Annotated in this window: 13 protein-coding genes and 1 pseudogene; 10 read left to right on the top strand and 4 right to left on the bottom strand. The window is 62.9% G+C overall.

Annotation, left to right across the window (positions count from 1 at the left end; all coding sequences use genetic code 11):
* Window positions 1–238: 238 nt before the first annotated feature.
* Together ACL9RJ_RS21195 and ACL9RJ_RS21190 are read left to right on the top strand one after the other, a co-directional pair.
* Window positions 239–1453 (top strand): MFS transporter, encoded by a 1215-nt coding sequence (locus ACL9RJ_RS21195; protein ID WP_017125770.1) that lies wholly within the window; start codon window positions 239–241, stop codon window positions 1451–1453.
* A gap of 228 nt (window positions 1454–1681) precedes the next feature.
* Window positions 1682–4114: a TonB-dependent receptor gene (locus tag ACL9RJ_RS21190; RefSeq protein WP_017125769.1), complete on the top strand. Its 2433-nt coding sequence runs from the start codon at window positions 1682–1684 to the stop codon at window positions 4112–4114.
* Window positions 4115–4210: 96 nt separating this feature from the next.
* On the opposite strand, the gene ACL9RJ_RS21185 is transcribed toward ACL9RJ_RS21190, so the two are convergent.
* Together ACL9RJ_RS21185 and ACL9RJ_RS21180 are read right to left on the bottom strand one after the other, a co-directional pair.
* On the bottom strand, window positions 4211–5671 hold the full coding sequence (locus ACL9RJ_RS21185) for a mechanosensitive ion channel domain-containing protein (RefSeq protein WP_017125768.1): 1461 nt from the start codon (window positions 5669–5671) through the stop codon (window positions 4211–4213).
* Window positions 5672–5755: 84 nt separating this feature from the next.
* Window positions 5756–6622, bottom strand: a complete 867-nt coding sequence (locus ACL9RJ_RS21180; RefSeq protein ID WP_017125767.1) for a pirin family protein — start codon at window positions 6620–6622, stop codon at window positions 5756–5758.
* 255 nt (window positions 6623–6877) lie between these two features.
* Between ACL9RJ_RS21180 and ACL9RJ_RS21175 the strand changes: the two genes are divergently transcribed.
* The 8 genes and pseudogenes from ACL9RJ_RS21175 to dkgB all read left to right on the top strand — a co-directional run bounded on the left by ACL9RJ_RS21175 (window position 6878) and on the right by dkgB (window position 14755).
* The gene (locus ACL9RJ_RS21175; RefSeq protein ID WP_042935192.1) at window positions 6878–7417 is read left to right on the top strand and encodes a PaaI family thioesterase; all 540 of its coding nucleotides are present in this window, start codon (window positions 6878–6880) and stop codon (window positions 7415–7417) included.
* A gap of 158 nt (window positions 7418–7575) precedes the next feature.
* Window positions 7576–8697, top strand: a complete 1122-nt coding sequence (locus tag ACL9RJ_RS21170; RefSeq protein WP_103032529.1) for an efflux RND transporter periplasmic adaptor subunit — start codon at window positions 7576–7578, stop codon at window positions 8695–8697.
* 1 nt (window position 8698) lies between these two features.
* Window positions 8699–11773, top strand: coding sequence for an efflux RND transporter permease subunit (locus tag ACL9RJ_RS21165; protein WP_017125764.1), 3075 nt, complete (start codon window positions 8699–8701; stop codon window positions 11771–11773).
* 237 nt (window positions 11774–12010) lie between these two features.
* On the top strand, window positions 12011–12544 hold the full coding sequence (locus tag ACL9RJ_RS21160) for an REP-associated tyrosine transposase (protein ID WP_103032528.1): 534 nt from the start codon (window positions 12011–12013) through the stop codon (window positions 12542–12544).
* A 233-nt stretch (window positions 12545–12777) separates the two neighbouring features.
* Window positions 12778–12885: pseudogene (locus ACL9RJ_RS21155) on the top strand (transposase); the annotation flags it as partial.
* 165 nt (window positions 12886–13050) lie between these two features.
* Entirely contained in the window at window positions 13051–13602 is a 552-nt protein-coding gene (locus ACL9RJ_RS21150; protein ID WP_017125762.1) for a DUF2975 domain-containing protein, read from the top strand.
* A 9-nt stretch (window positions 13603–13611) separates the two neighbouring features.
* Window positions 13612–13854 (top strand): helix-turn-helix domain-containing protein, encoded by a 243-nt coding sequence (locus tag ACL9RJ_RS21145; RefSeq protein WP_017125761.1) that lies wholly within the window; start codon window positions 13612–13614, stop codon window positions 13852–13854.
* 97 nt (window positions 13855–13951) lie between these two features.
* Window positions 13952–14755 carry a 2,5-didehydrogluconate reductase DkgB gene (gene dkgB / locus ACL9RJ_RS21140; RefSeq protein WP_017125760.1) on the top strand — a complete coding sequence of 268 codons (804 nt, stop codon included), beginning with the start codon at window positions 13952–13954 and terminating at the stop codon, window positions 14753–14755.
* 13 nt (window positions 14756–14768) lie between these two features.
* Here the strand turns inward: dkgB and ACL9RJ_RS21135 are convergent, their stop codons facing one another.
* Both ACL9RJ_RS21135 and ACL9RJ_RS21130 read right to left on the bottom strand, forming a co-directional pair.
* Window positions 14769–15395, bottom strand: coding sequence for a response regulator transcription factor (locus ACL9RJ_RS21135; RefSeq protein ID WP_017125759.1), 627 nt, complete (start codon window positions 15393–15395; stop codon window positions 14769–14771).
* Window positions 15396–15663: 268 nt separating this feature from the next.
* Window positions 15664–16380 carry an MgtC/SapB family protein gene (locus ACL9RJ_RS21130; protein ID WP_017125758.1) on the bottom strand — a complete coding sequence of 239 codons (717 nt, stop codon included), beginning with the start codon at window positions 16378–16380 and terminating at the stop codon, window positions 15664–15666.
* Window positions 16381–16393 lie beyond the last annotated feature (13 nt).

The raw sequence follows: 16393 nt of genomic DNA, 5'->3' as shown, positions 1-16393 counted from the left end.
CCTACAAAACAGAAAAACAAACTTACAAACTACAGTTTGTCTTATACACAAAGCACACCTAACTTTCACTAACCCTAAGTAGATTAGGGTCACAACCCAACGCAAAACAACAAATAGAGAAAACTCATGAAATCTGCAATCAAACTTTTCAAAACCGACATCACTGACGTAACCACCAAGGGCGTCGGCATGTGGTAATGCGTTGATCTATGCAGCGAGTTAAGAAAGAGCAATCGATATGCGAGCGTTGAGTCTGAATCGAGGTACGCGCACTCTTTCAGTCGGCTATTTTTTCTCAAAATGCGGTGAGTTCGCATTCGAGACGACCTTCGCTGTTGCTGTCGTCTCGATGGCCGAAGCGGATCTGTTATTTATCGGTGTGGTTTATTTCTTCCGCTATTTACCGAGCGTAGTGTGCTCCCCCATCGGAGGCTGGCTGGCGGATAACTGCGAGAAGAAGCGCACTCTGGTGAGAGTGGAGTTGGCGAAAAGTCTTCTGGCGCTGGCCTTCTTTGCCTTGTTTACTCTGTCCACCCCGACACTAGGTGCAGTCATCGGATTGGCGATGCTGATGACCGCGCTGGATTGCTTGTATGTGCCGACGTTCCGTGCCTACTTTCCTGATATCGTCGAGAAGGATGAGCTTTCCTCAGTCAACAGCGGCGTGCAAGTAATCGAGGATATTTCCTCGATTCTCGGCCCTCTGGTTTTCTCGATACTGGCCCTGCTGCTGTCCAGTAATACGACATTTCTGTTCTTCGGCTTCAGTCTTTTGTTGTCCGCCGTCAGCATCACCCTGTTGGAACCCGGAAAGAGAAGCCCAAAAGTCGCTTTTGATGGCCTGATCCTGATACGTGATGCGGCCCGGTGCGTGGGCAAACTCAGGATCGATAACCCGCCACTGTTCGCAGTGATCTGCTGTACAACACTTTGTGCCTTATTCGCGACTTCGGTGATCCGCTTCATTCTTCCAGCCTCGATACTTGAACACTTCGCTTCCGAAGCAGCGGTTGGCTATGTGTTCTCCCTGTTGGCCGCGGGCACGGTGTTGGGCGGAGTGCTCTACACCCGGTTCAACAAACACACCACCGCACGCCTGGTGCTGCGCTACTGGGTCGTGTATGGCGCACTCTTCGCCACGGCCGCCGTGGCGCTCGAATTCAATAGCTGGTTATTCCTGCTGATTCTGTTCTTTGTCGGGTTCGTTGGCGCCTTTGTCGATATTGCCATCGTCACCAATATCCAGTGTCTGTCAAAAGATCATGAAGTCGGCAAGAACTTCTCGCTGTACTACTTTACAGCCGTTATCGGTGATGCTGCTTCGGGGCTGGTCGCCAGCCTGGTCTACATGCTGGCGGGGCCGGCTACTTTCATCTGGATGACGCTCATGCTGTTTGCCGCACCGTTACGCTGGAATATGAAAGGCAGCCTTGATGATAAGAATCGTGCATAGCATCTCAATCACCTTGGGTGACGAGCTCAGCCACGAAGGATCGCAACAATCACAAGTCTGTGTTCATCGGGGCATTGGTGCATTGCCGGTCTATCTGGAAAACGCAACAGCTGGAACTATCGTGGTAGAGGGCCTCAAAAAATAATTGCTATTAACTGATACCTTTTCCGCTCTCGTCCGGTGTGTGGATAACCCCTTGCGTTTCCACGCGTCCGACAGGATTGTTCGATGACTTCCAGGCCTTCCTCCCCCCTCACTCCCCGCCTGCCACTCAAGGCCCTGACCCTGGCCGTCGGCCTGAGCCTCGGCGTGACGCTGCCGCCTGCCAGCGCCGCCGAAGTCGCCGCCGAAAACACCCCGCACCGCTACACCATCGGTGCCGGCCCGCTGCATCAGGTGCTGGCGCAGTTCGCCGTTGTCGCCGGCGTGCCCCTGTCCTTCGACCCGGCGTTGCTCGGCAACCGCCAGAGCCCCGGTCTCGACGGCAACTACAGCGTCCAGCAAGGTTTCCAGCAACTGCTGCAGGGCAGCGGCTTCGACCTGGTCAGCAGCGGCGGCAGCGGCTACACCCTCGCGCCCCACGTCGAGGCCAACGGCGCCCTGGAGCTGGGTGCGACCAACATCAACGGTCAGTCCGCCCAGGATGCCGAGGTCTACGCCGGCGGCCAGGTGGCCCGCAGCGCCCGCCTGGGCATGCTCGGCACCCAGTCGGTCAAGGATGTGCCGTTCAGCGTCACCAGTTTTACCGCCCAAACCATCCGCGATCAGCAGGCCCAGACCGTCGGCGATGTGCTGCTCAACGACGCCTCGGTGCGCCAGTCCGCCGGCTTCGGCAACTTCTCCCAGGTGTTCATGATTCGCGGTCTGCCGCTGAACGGTGACGATATTTCCTATAACGGTTTGTATGGCGTGCTGCCGCGGCAGATCATCGCCACCGAGGCCCTGGAGCGGGTCGAGCTGTTCAAGGGCCCGAACGCCTTTGTCAACGGCGTCACCCCCAGCGGCAGTGGGATCGGCGGCGGCGTCAACCTGCAGCCCAAGCGCGCCGAGGACACCCCGACCCGCAGCGTGACCCTCGATGCCGGCGGCTCCGGCCGTACCGGTGGGCATATCGACCTGGGCCAGCGTTTCGGCGAGGACAATCGCTTCGGCGCACGGGTCAACCTGCTGCAACGCGAAGGCGATACCGGTATCGACGACGAAGACCAGCGTTCGACCCTCGCCACCCTCGGCCTGGATTATCGCGGCGAGCGCCTGCGGTTGTCGGCGGACTTCGGTTACCAGAAGCAGGTGATCAACCAGGGCCGGCCGGTGGTCTACCTCGGCGCCGGCCTGAGCAAGGTGCCCCATGCCCCCTCGGCCAGGGACAACTACGCCCAGGACTGGAGCTACTCGCAACTGGAGGACACCTTCGGCATGGCCCGCGCCGAGTATGACTTCAGCGACAACTGGACCGGCTACGTCGCCGGAGGCGCCAAGTACACCCGGGAAAACGGCGTGTACTCTTCGCTGACCCTGACCGACCTGGCCGGCAACGGTCGCGGCGGCATGCTCTATTCGCCCCACGACGAGGAAAACAAGAGCCTGATGGCCGGGCTCAACGGCCGTCTGCAGACAGGACCGGTCAGCCATCAACTGAACTTCGGACTGGCCGGCATGTGGGGCGAACAGCGCTCGGCCTACGAAACCATCGCCACCAGCGCGCGCTACTTCAACAATCTCTACGATGTAGTCCAGCGCCCGCGGCCAGTCGCCACCTCGTTCGGCAGCGATATCCACGACCCGCGGATCGTTGGCAAGAACCAGATAAAAAGTACGGCGGTGGCCGATACCCTGGGCTTTCTCGACGACCGCGTGCTGCTGACCCTCGGCGTGCGGCGCCAGTCCATCGTGGTCGATGGCTGGAGTACCGTCACCGGCGCGCGCAACGCCAGTTACGAAGAGTCCGTCACCACACCGGTCTACGGGCTGGTGATCAAGCCCTGGGAGCATGTCACGTTCTACGCCAACCGCATCGAAGGCCTGGCCAAGGGCCCGACGCCGCCGACCTCGGCGGTCAACCGCGACGCCACCTTCGCCCCGGTACGCAGCAAGCAGGTCGAGGCCGGGGTGCGCCTGGACATGGACACCTACGGGGCGAGCCTGGGGGTCTACCGGATCGAGCAGCCGTCGAGCTACACCGGCTCCGACAACGTGTTCCGGGTCGATGGCGAGCAGATCAACAAGGGCGTCGAACTCAACCTCTACGGCGAGCCGCTGGATGGCCTGCGCCTGCTGGGTGGGGCGACGGTGATGAAGACCGAGCTGGATGGCACCCTCAACGGCAGCAATGACGGCAACCGCACGATCGGGGTGCCGAGCTTCCAGCTCAACCTGGGCGCCGACTGGGATATCCCGGGGATCGAAGGAGCGGCGTTGAGCGCCCGGATGCTGCGGACCGGCGGGCAGTATGTAAACGCCGGCAACACCCTGAGCCTGCCGACCTGGAACCGCTTCGACCTGGGCTCGCGCTACCGTTTCAAGCTGGATGAAAAGGCAATCACCTTGCGCGCCAACCTGGAGAACGTCGCCAATACCGCCTACTGGGCCTCGGCCAACGGCGGCTACCTGACCCAGGGTACGCCGCGCACCCTGAAAGTCTCGGCGACCGTGGACTTCTGATAGACCGCGTTATCGTTCTTCGCGGGCAAGCCCGGCGCCTGCGGGTGCGGCGTGGAACACTCAATGTGACACGCCAACCCGGGTCGATCACTCAGGTCAGACCCGGCTGCGCAGCCACTGCATGAAGCCACTCTTCGGCACCACCTTGGGTACTTCGCGGGTCAGGTTCTGCGCCGCGTGCAGACGGTGATCGAGCAGGCTCTTCATTGCCTCGCTGATGTCGTGGCGGGCATCCAGGCAGGGCTTGAGGTATTCCTTCTCGATGCGGTACAGCATGCAATCGGTCTTGGCCGTGAAGTCCGCCGGCACGCCTTCTTCGGAGAGGATCCCGGCCTCGCCGATCACCTCCCCCGGTCCCATCCGCCCGGCTTCGATCGGCTTGTCGCCGCGCAGCAAGGTAACCGAGACCACCCCCGACTCGATGATGAACAGATGATCGCTGACCTCGCCCCGCGGCAGGATCATGCTGCCGGCGCGGAACAGTTGCGGGGTCATGTTCTGGCTGAAGGTGTCCTTTTCCTCCGAACGCAGGGTCGAGAAAATCACCGAGCTTTCCAGCAAGGCCCGCGAACGAGAAATGGTCGACGGCGACGTGCTCTCCCCCGTCGACAGCAGGCTCACGCCAGACGCCTGCAGATGCCGGAACGCCAGGTCATAGAGCTGGTTGCGCACCTCGCGCTTGAGCCCCATCGACACCACGAAACCGCTGATCTCGTATTCCACGCCCGCCGCACTGGAGCTTTTCAGCGCCACGCTCGGCGCGGGCGCCGCCAACAGCGCCCGACACCCGAGCATCGCCCGCTCCAGGGCCTCTATCACCACGTGCGGCCGGGCGTGGGGACTGACCTGCAGGCTGATGACCACGCCATGCATGTCACGGGGCCGGCTGAAGTTGATGATCTTGGCCTTCGCCGCCAGGGAGTTGGGCACCACCGCCATGCTGCCCTGGGAGGTCTGCATGCGCGTGGCGCGCCAGTCGATATCGACCACCTTGCCTTCGATGCCGTCGATGGCGATCCAGTCGTCCACCTGATAGGGCTTGGTGGTGTTGAGCACAATGCCGGAGAACACGTCGCTGAGGGTACTCTGCAATGCCAGGCCGACAATGATCGCCAGGGCCCCGGAGGTCGCCAGCACGCCCTTGACCGGCAGGTCGAGCACATAGGCTGCCGCCGCGACAATCGCGATCAGGAAAATGATCGCCCCCAGTACGTCCTGCAACAGCCGCCCGGCATGCCCGACCCGCTGCATCATCACCGTACCGAGCAGCACCGTCAGGGTTCGCGCACCGAACAGCCACCAGCCGATCTGCAAGCCGGTGGCGGACAGGTGCCGGGGTATATCCTCGGGCCAGGGCGCGGTCTGCAGGGGGTTCATGCCCTCGTTGAACAGCACCAGGCTGTACAACGTAAACACCGACAGGCGCACCACCAGCTTCCAGGTGCTGCTGCGGCTGCCGAGCAGGCGCCAGAGCAACAGGTCGACCACCAGCAGCAGCAACGCACATAACAGGGGGTGTTCGGACAAGAGGGGGTGTTGAGTGAACAGGTCTGGCATCGCACGACTCCGGGAGCAGCTGGACAGCTGCAAGCTTCAAGCGCCAAGAATAGCCCGCTTTCACTTGCAGCTTACAGCTCGCCGTCAGCTGTGCATCGTTCCGAAGCGCCCGCTGTGGAAGTCGGTGAACGCCTGGTGGATTTCCGCCTCGCTGTTCATCACGAACGGACCATGGCCGACGATCGGCTCGTCGATGGGTTCGCCGCTGAGCAACAGCAATACCGCGTCATCGTTGGCCTCCAGGGACAACTGCGTGCCGTCCCGTTCGAACAGCACCAACTGCCCCGGACGCGCGACGGCCTCGCCATTGACCTGCACCGTACCGTGCAGGAGCACCAGCGCCGTGTTGTGGCCGGCCTGCAGGTCCAGGTTCAACACCTTGCCGGCGTTCAGACGCAGGTCCCAGACATCGATGGGCGTGAAGGTCCGCGCCGGCCCCTTGTGCCCGTCGAACTCACCGGCAATCAGACGCAGGCTGCCGGCATCGTCTTTGAGGGCGATCCGCGGAATATCGCCGTCGAGGATGTTCTGGTAGCCGGCCGGAGCCGATTTGTCGCGTGCCGGCAGGTTGACCCAGAGCTGGACCATTTCCAGCTTGCCGCCACGTCGGGCAAAGGCTTCGGAATGGAATTCCTCATGGATGATCCCCGCCGCCGCGGTCATCCACTGCACGTCGCCCGGTCCGATCACGCCGCCGGCACCGGTGGAATCACGGTGCTCGACTTCGCCGTCATAGACGATGGTCACGGTTTCGAAACCGCGATGGGGGTGCTGGCCGACCCCGCGGCGCTCGTCGGTCGGGGTGAATTCGGCCGGCCCGGCGTGATCCAGCAACAGGAACGGGCTGATCTGCCGGCCCAGGTTGTCGTAGGAAAACAGCGTGCGCACCGGGAATCCATCGCCGACCCAGTGGCCGCGCGGGCTGCTGTAGATACCAAGAATCTTTTTCATGGATGCCTCCATCAGGTGATGGAGTACAGCTTAGATTCGTTATGTTTTTGGCGGTAGTCGGCAAAAACCGATCTGATCGTTCCACCCATGGAACGACTGGCTTCCGGGTCCGATCCGGCGCATCCGCCCTGGGGCTAATGCTCACGAGTGGCGTGCGGGGGGCTGGATTAATTTATATTTCGACCATAATATAGAAAAATATTATACCCGTAATTTTTCTCTCTCGCTGCTTTTCACCCACGGTCGAGGTGCCCCATGCAAAACCCAACCCGCGATGCCACGCTGGCTCAATGGATAGCCCAGGAACAGGCCATGCGCAGTCGCCTGCAAGCCCCCGGCAGTCTCACCATGGCCCAGGTCAGCGAACTGACGCCGGCGCAGTTCTTCGATGGCATCGGCAATGGCGAGCTGCCCGCGCCTCCTATCGGTGATCTGCTGGACTTCGTGCCCATCGAGTGGTCCGAGGGGCTGTTCGTGTTCCAGGGCACGCCCGACAACCGCCACTACAACCCGCTGGGCATCGTCCATGGCGGGTACGCCGCGACCTTGCTGGACTCGTGCATGGGTTGCTCGGTGCACACCCGCCTGCAGAAAGGCCAGGGCTACACCACCCTGGACCTGCGCATCAGTTATGTACGGGCACTGACCAACCGCAGCGGACCGGTCCGCGCCGAAGGCAAGGTCGTCCACCTCGGGCGCTCCACCGCCCTGGCCGAAGGTCGCATCTACGACGTCGACGGCCGGCTTTATGCGACGGGCACGACCACCTGCATGATCCTCGAACCCCGGGGCTGAGCCTCGCCTGACTCGACACCACGCCTCCCTGCAGGAGCCGGCTTGCCGGCGATCCGGGCGACGCGGAATGACAGGACACCGCGTCGATAGGATCGCCGGCAAGCCGGCTCCTACCAGAGCAGCGTTGTTTTCAGAATCGAATACATGAGAATCAAGCCATGAAGCCCTTCAACACCCACCTGGCACGCCTGACCCCGCTGGCCCTGCTGGTCCTTCTCGGCGGCTGCAACAGCCAGGCCGATACCGGCGTCACCGCCGCCCTGCCCCGGGCCGTCCTGGCGGTCCGGGTGGAACCGGCCAATCAGCAGCAGAATGCCTATACCGGGGTGGTCGCCGCCCGCACCGAAAGCGACCTGGGTTTCCGCGTCGGTGGCAAGGTGATCGAGCGCAAGGTCGATCCCGGCCAGCGCGTGCACAAGGGCGATACCCTGCTGGTGCTGGATATCCAGGACTTCGACCTGGCCCTCAAGGCCGCGAAAAACCGCGTGGTCGCCGCCCAGGCCCAACTGCGCCAGCGTCGTGATGACGCCAACCGTTACCAGCGCCTGACGACCACCGGGGCCATCTCCCGGCAGATCTTCGACCAGGCCGCGACCAACCTGCGGGTCGCCGAAGCGGAAATGGCCTCGGCCGACTCCGACGCCCGGCAGATCGAAAACCGCCGGACCTACTCGGTGCTCAAGGCCGATGGTGACGGGGTGATCACCGAAGTCCGGGTCGATCGCGGCCAGGTCGTCGCCGAAGGCCAGGTCGTCGCCCGCCTGGCCCAGGACGGTGCCCGCGAAGCGGTGATCAACCTGCCGGAGAACCAGCGCCCACTGGCCGGCAATCCGGCCCAGGCCTTCCCCTTCGGCGCTCCGGACCAGGCCGTAGGTGCCCGCCTGCGCGAGTTGTCCGCGGCGGCTGACCCTAGCACCCGGACCTTCCGGGCGCGCTATGTGCTCGACGGCCAGGCCGAACGCTTCGCCATCGGCTCGACCATTACCGTGCGCCTGTCCGCCGCCGGCCAGGAACAGACCCGCGTGCCCATCGGCGCCCTGCATGATCCCGGCACCGGTACCGGCGTGTGGCTGATCGGCAGCGACAACCGGGTCAGCTTCGCCCCGGTCAAGGTCGCCAGCCTCGGCCAGGAATACGCGCTGCTCGACAGCGGCGTCAGCGCCGGTCAACTGATCGTCGCCCTCGGCGCGCACCTGTTGCATCCCGGCGACCCGATACGGGTCCCGGCCGCCCAGGCCCTGGCCTTGAACCGAACGCCTACCCCTGCCCAGGATCGTTGATATGCGCGGCCTCAATCTGTCCCAACTGGCGGTCAAGCACCGCGCGGTCACGCTGTTCCTGATTCTCGCCATCCTCGCCGCGGGCATCTTCGCCTTCGGCAAGCTGGGGCGTTCGGAAGACCCGCTGTTCACCGTCAAGATCATGACCGTGACCGCCGCCTGGCCCGGCGCCACGGCCCAGGAAATGCAGGAGCAGGTGGCCGACCGCCTGGAAAAGCGCCTGCAGGAACTGGACTCCTACGACCGGGTCGAGACCATCGCCCAGCCCGGTTTTGTATCGATGAAGGTCAGTTTCCTCGACTCCACCCGTCCCGGGGAAATCCAGGACCTGTTCTACCAGACCCGCAAGAAACTCGGCGACGAAGCCTCGAAACTGCCCAAGGGGGTGATCGGGCCGTTCTTCAACGACGAGTATTCCGATGTCTATTTCGCCCTGTATGCCCTCGAAGCCCAGGACCTGCCCCATCGCCAGCAGGTGCAGATGGCCGAGGACCTGCGCCAGGGCCTGCTCAACCTGCCCGGGGTGAAGAAGGTCAACATCCTCGGCGAACAGGCCCAGCGGATCTTCGTCGAGTTTTCCTATGAGCGCCTGGCGACCCTGGGCATCAAGCCGGAGCAGATCTTTGCCGCCCTCGCTGCGCAGAACAGCGTCACCCCTTCGGGTTTTGTCGAGACCGCCGGCGCCCGCGCCTATATCCGTGTCGACGGGGCCTTCGACAGCCTGGCGCTGATCGAAAACGTGCCGCTGGTGGCCAATGGCAAGGTGCTGCGGATCGCCGATGTGGCGACCGTGACCCGTGGCTATGAAGACCCGCCCGGCTATCGTATCCGCCATCAGGGCGACCCGTCGCTGATGCTCGGCGTGATCATGGAAAAACACTGGAACGGCCTGGAACTGGACAAGGCCCTGCAGGCCGAGGAAGCGCGAATCCAGGCGGACCTGCCGCTGGGCATGCGTTTCGACAAGGTCGCGGACCAGGCGAAGAACATCCGCCTGGCGGTCAACGAGTTCATGCTGAAGTTCTTTGTCGCCCTCGCCGTGGTGATGGTGATCAGCCTGCTGGCCCTGGGTTTCCGGGTCGGCCTGGTGGTGGCCGCCGCCGTGCCGCTGACCCTGTCCATCGTCTTCGTGATCATGCTGATGACCGGGCGCGAGTTCGACCGCATCACCCTCGGCGCGCTGATCATTTCCCTCGGCCTGCTGGTGGACGATGCGATCATCGCCATTGAAATGATGGTGGTGAAACTCGAGGAAGGCTTCGACCGCATCCATGCCGCGACCTTTGCCTGGAGCTCCACCGCGGCGCCTATGCTGACCGGCACCCTGGTGACCATCATCGGTTTCCTGCCGGTGGGTTTCGCCCGCTCCAGTGCCGGGGAATACGCCGGGAATATCTTCTGGATCGTCGGCTTCGCGTTGATCGCCTCCTGGCTGGTGGCGGTGGTCTTCACCCCGTACCTGGGGGTCAAGCTGCTGCCGGACATCAAACCGGTCCCGGGTGGCCACGAGGCGATCTATGACGGTCGCTGGTATCGGCGTTTCCGCGCCCTGGTGGAACGCTGCATCGCCAACCGCTGGCTGGTCACCGGGCTGGTGGTGGCGGCCTTTGTCCTCTGCGGCCTGGGCATGGGCGTGGTGAAGAAACAGTTCTTCCCCAACTCCGACCGTTCGGAACTGATCCTCGAGGTCTATATGCCGCCGGGAAGCGCCTTCAAGAGCACCGAGGCGGTGACCGCCCAGGTGGAGAAGGCCTTGCTGGAGGAACCGCAGACCCTGCTGGTGGACAGCTATGTCGGTGGCGGTGCGCCACGCTTCTTCCTGTCGCTGAACCCGGAACTGCCGGACCCGGCCTTCGCCAAGCTGATCGTGCAGACAGCCGATGCCCATGCTCGCGATGCGCTGAAACTGAAAATGCGCGAACGGATCGCCGCCGGCGAATTTCCCTCGGCGCGGGTACGGGTCACGCAGTTGCTGTTCGGTCCGCCGGTGCCCTTCCCCGTGGTCTTCCGGGTGTCCGGGCCGGATGCCGACGTGCTCCGTGGACTGGCCGAGCAGGTGCGCCAGGTGGTCGCGGCCAACAAGCTGACCCGCGACGCCTTCCTCGACTGGGGCGAGCGCACCAGCGGCTATCGCCTGGTCCTGGATCAGGATCGTCTGCGTCTGCTGGGCTTCACTCCGGACCAGGTGAAATCCCAGCTCAATGCCCTGCTCAGCGGCAACCCGATCACCGAAGTACGCGAAGGTACGCGGGTGGTGTCGGTGGTAGCGCGCTCCCGCGGCGACCAGCGCGAAGACCTCGGCAACCTCGACAACATGACCCTGACCAACAACGCCGGGGAGTCGGTGCCGCTGTCCCAGGTCGGGCATTTCCAGCCGGTGATGGAGGATCCGATCCTCAAGCGCCGCGACCGCGCCACTACCTTTGAAGTGCGTGCCGACATTGTCGACGGCAGCCAGCCGCCGGATGTCGAGCTGGCGGTCTGGGCCGACCTGCAGCCACTGCTGGCCAAGCTGCCGGGCGGCTACCGGGTGGTGATCGCCGGGCCCGTGGAAGAAAGCGTCAAGGCCAACGTTGCGCTGGCGGCGCTGTTCCCGATCATGATCCTGCTGACCCTGCTGGTGATCATGTTCCAGGTGCGTTCGTTCGGCGTGATGTTCATGGTCTTCGCCACCGCGCCCCTGGGCCTGATCGGCGCGGTGCCGACCCTGCTGCTGTTCAACCAGCCGTTCGGTTTCAACGCGATCCTCGGGCTGATCGGGATCGGCGGGATCCTGATGCGCAACACGCTGATCTTCACCGACCAGATCCGCCAGAACCAGGAACACGGCATGGCGATCCGCGAGGCGATCATCGAAGCCACGGTGCGTCGAGCGCGACCGGTGGTACTGACCGCGCTGGCGGCGGCACTGGCGTTTATCCCGCTGACGCTGTCGGTGTTCTGGTCGTCGCTGGCCTATGTGCTGATCGGCGGCGTCCTGGTGGGCACCTTGCTGACGCTGCTGTTCCTGCCGGCGTTGTGCAGCCTGGTACTGGACCGCGTCGCCCGCAAGGCCACGCAGCCAGTCCACGCCTGACGCCCCCGCGTGGGTTTGTGACGCGGAGCGTCACGGGCTGCGTTCCCACGCCGAGCGTGGGAACGATCGGGGGTGCGGGGCCGCATCGATAGCTGTGCAGCACGATCTGCTAACACTCTGCGGTACGAGCACTCCGCGGCTGCGCCTAAACTCCAATGATCGTTCCCACGCTCCGCGTGGGAATGCCTCCATCGACGCTCCGCGTCGCCGGGCCACCACCGATTCAAGGATGAATCCATGGGCAGAAGCCGCTACACGATCACAGAACCGGATCAACCTCACTTCCTCACCTGCACGGTGCTGGAATGGCTCCCCCTGTTCACCCGCCCCTCCCTCGTCACTCTGCTGCTGGACTGCTGGCGTTATCAACAAGCCAATCAGGGACTGCGCCTGTATGGTTACGTTGTGCTGGAAAACCATCTGCATTTCGTCGCTCAGGCACCCGAGTTGAACACATGCCTGCGCAGCTTCAAGTCATTCACTGCACGTCAGATCATTGATCACCTTCATGAGAACAACGCTGAACGCGCACTACAACGCCTGCGCTTCAGCAAGCGCGCTCACAAACACGACCGGGTCTATCAGTTCTGGCAGGAAGGCTCACACGCCGAACTGGTGTGCAGCGAACAGGTCATGCGCGAAAAGCTCGACTACATCCATCACAACCCAGTGAAACGTGGCTATGTCGATCAGGCGGAGCACTGGCGATACTCCAGCGCTCGCAACTATGCAGGGCTGGAGGGGCTGATCGAAATTCAGCGATGGTGCTAGGTCATGATGCGCTGTGACGCGGAGCGTCACGGGATGCGTTCCCACGCGGAGCGTGGGAACGATCGGGGGTGCGGGGCCGCATCGATAGCTGTGCAGCACGATCTGCTAACACTCTGCGGTACGAGCACTCCGCGGCTGCGCCTAAACTCCAATGATCGTTCCCACGCTCCGCGTGGGAATGCCTCCATCGACGCTCCGCGTCGCCGGGCCACCACCGATTCAAGGATGAATCCATGGGCAGAAGCCGCTACACGATCACAGAACCGGATCAACCCCACTTCCTCACCCGCACGGTGCTGGAATGGCTCCCCCTGTTCACACGACCCTCCCTTGTCACTCTGCCACCCTGCGCGCGTTCGCGCGACCTGAAAGGGCGACTTGGGAAGCACAGGGTTACAAACATATAAAATTATCGTTTTACAGTAATTAATTGCTGCAATATAGTCATTCAAACGCCCACCCTCTCGGGCGTTCTCCAGATCGCTTCCCGACAATAAGGACGTGTTATGACCTCCAATCGCCTGGCCCGCCACAGCCGCCTCCTGGCCTCCGCCACCTTGCTGCTGATCATTGCCATGCTGCTCGTCAATATCGCCTGCTGGTTCTATCCCAGCCTGGTCAGTAACTACGGCGTGGGTTTCAACCTCGGCTCGATGGCCACCGAGTACAGCGTGAAAGTCGATGACATGCCGTGGTGGCAGGTCGCGGGCTGCATCCTGCTGTCGAGCATTCCGCTATTGATCCTGGCCCGCGGGTTGTTTGCCTTGCGCAGCCTGTTCCAGGCCTATAGCCAGGGCGATTACTTTTCCCCGGACTCCGCCGAACGGCTGGGCAGGATCGGCAGGAGTGTCGGTTTCTGGGTACTCGCCACGTTTCTGCTGGAACCGGCCCTGAGCGTGTGGATGACCTTCCTGTTGCCCGAGGGCGAGCGCATGCTGACCCTCGGCTTCAGTTCGGCACAGGTGGTGGCCCTGTTTCTCGCGGCCTCGATCATGCTGATCGCCAGAATCCTCTACAACGCCTGCTCGCTGGCCCGTGAAAACCAGCAGTTCGTCTAGGACAGCACCATGCCGATCGAAATCAAGCTCGATGTCATGCTCGCCCAGCGCAAGGTCAGGTCCAAGGATCTCGCGGCAGCCATCGGCATCACCGAACAGAATCTCTCGCTGTTGAAGCAGGGCAAGGTCAAAGGCTTCCGCCTGTCGACCCTGGAAGCGATCTGCAGCTTCCTCGATTGCCAGCCAGGTGACCTGCTCGCCTATCGGGCCACCCCGGAAGAAGCCGTGGCCGCCGTCCCACGGGACTCTTGATTTTCGGTAAAGAGTCCTTTTCCCCATCACCTATTTTTCTCAAAGATAGCGATGGGGATACTCCTGGTCATTCCCACTGTCATTCCAGGAGTCACCCATGTCTGTTCCCGCCTTCGGCCTCGGCACGTTCCGCCTGCAGGGCCAGGTCGTCATCGATTCGGTCAGCACCGGCCTCGAACTGGGCTACCGGGTCATCGATACCGCACAGATCTACGAGAACGAAGCCGAAGTCGGCCAGGCCATCGCCGCCAGCGGCGTGGCCCGTGACGAGCTGTTCATCACCAGCAAGATCTGGGTCGCCAATTTCGCCAGGGACGCGCTGATCCCCAGCCTCAAGGAAAGCCTGCGCAAGCTGCGCACCGATTACCTGGACCTGACGCTGATCCACTGGCCCTCGCCCGAGGACCAGGTACCGGTCGAGGAGTTCATGGGCGCGCTGCTGGAAGCCAGGCAACTGGGCCTGACCCGCCAGATCGGCATTTCCAACTTCACCATCGACCTGATGAAACAGGCCATCGCCGCCGTCGGTGCCGACAACATCGCCACCAACCAGATCGAACTGCACCCCTACCTGCAAAACCGCAAGGTGGTGGAGTTCGCCCAGAGCCAGGGCATCCAGATCACCTCCTACATGACCCTGGCCTATGGCGAGGTACTGAAGGACCCGGTGATCCAGCAGATCGCCGCGCAACACCAGGCCACTGCGGCCCAGGTCACCCTGGCCTGGGCGATGCAGATGGGTTATGCGGTGATTCCGTCCTCGACCAGACGGGACAACCTCGCCAGCAACCTCAAGGCCCGCGAGCTGCGCCTGAGCGACGCCGAGATGACCTTGATCGCCGGCCTGGAGCGCGGCCAGCGCCTGACCAGCCCCAAGGGCATCGCGCCAGACTGGGACTGATCGCCCCGCCCCCTCAGATCAGGTGGTTGCGCTTGGCGAACTCCGCCAGCGCGACTACCGACTTGAGGTTCAGCTTGTCGATCAGGCGGGTCTTGTAGGTGCTGACGGTCTTGTCGCTCAGCAGCATCAACTCGCTGATCTCCTTGTTCTTCATGCCACGGGCGATATACCGCAGGATGCTCAGTTCCCGATTGCTCAGGTTCTCGATCTGCCGTGACTCGGATTCATTGACGCTCGCGGCCGTGCGCCCACGGTCCTCCAGGCGCGGGAAGAAGCTCTTGTTGAGCATCACCGCCCGCACCGCCAATTGCAGCTCGTCGAGCTCGGCGGTCTTCGACACATAGCCCAGGGCGCCGGCGCGCATGCAGCGTTCCGAATAGAACTCCGGCGATTGTTCGGTCAACACCACGATCTTGCTCGACAACCCCAGCGTGGTGATCCGGGTGATCACCTCGAGGCCGTCGAGCCGGGGAATGTTCAGATCCATCACGATCAACTGCGGTTCGAGTTCCCGGGCCCGCTGCACCGCATCGACGCCGTTATCGGCCTCGGCCAGCACTTCAAAACCGAGCTTCTCCAGCAATATCTTGATCGCCAGGCGAACGAACGGGTGATCATCCACAATCAGTGCGTTACGCATCCGCAAATCCTTGAGAAGTACGCCGGCCACTGCTTGAGACGGGAACGTGCTTGCATCGATCAGTAAGGGAAGACAATCCAACCCCATAGAGTGTAGGAAACTTCCTGGAACTTGCCTTGGCGCACGGGCTCGATACCTCAGCCGTCGGCCGGATGGGGCACGCACTTTAGCGGGCGGTCCTGGCAAGATATGTAGGAATAATCCCAAGACTGTCCCGCCGGAACGGAAGATCGCGGCCGCCCGGCAGGAAGCCGGCAGGCCACGCGGGTCAGTCGGTGGTGCTCGGGCTCCAGAACGCCTGCTGGACCAGGCTCGATGTCGACAGGCGTGCCACCAGCGCATCCAGCTCATCGCCGTCCACCGAAGTGATCGCCAGGGTCGCCTCGATTTCCACATCCTCGTCGCCGAACGGCCGCACCTCGACGTCACTGGCCGGGAAGTTGCTGCGTTCCAGCTCCTTTTCCAGCAACGACATCACGGTCTTCTGCTGGTCGCGCCCGGCGATCAGATAGAGGATATAGGTGACCTCCGCCGACACCACATCCAGCGGCTGGCGGTTGATGTAGTTGACGATCGGCCGCAGCAGGGTGTTCGCCGCCAGCACGAACAGGGTCCCCAGGAGCGCTTCGAGGATCAGATCGGCACCGGCGCAGGCACCGACCGCCGCCGAGGCCCAGAGCGTCGCCGCGGTGTTCAGGCCGCGGACATTGCCCTCTTCGCGCATGATCACCCCGGCGCCGAGGAAACCGATGCCGGAGACCACGTAGGCCACCACCCGTACCGCGCCCTCGGCGCCGCCGAGGCGGTTGGCCATGTCGACAAAGATCGCCGCGCCCACCGCCACCAGCACATTGGTGCGCAAACCGGCGGTGCGCTGGCGGTACTGGCGCTCGAAACCGATCAGGCCGCCAAGGATAAACGCGGCGCTGAGGCTGACCAGGGTGTCGACCAGCGAGTCGAGGTTGATGTTGTCGAGGGCCTGCATTCACTCACTCCTT

This window comes from Pseudomonas sp. Mn2068 (assembly GCF_049319725.1).
Taxonomy (GTDB): domain Bacteria; phylum Pseudomonadota; class Gammaproteobacteria; order Pseudomonadales; family Pseudomonadaceae; genus Aquipseudomonas; species Aquipseudomonas gingeri.
The sequence above is the reverse complement of the archived record's forward strand: the minus strand, read 5'-3'. Positions and strand labels throughout refer to the sequence as shown.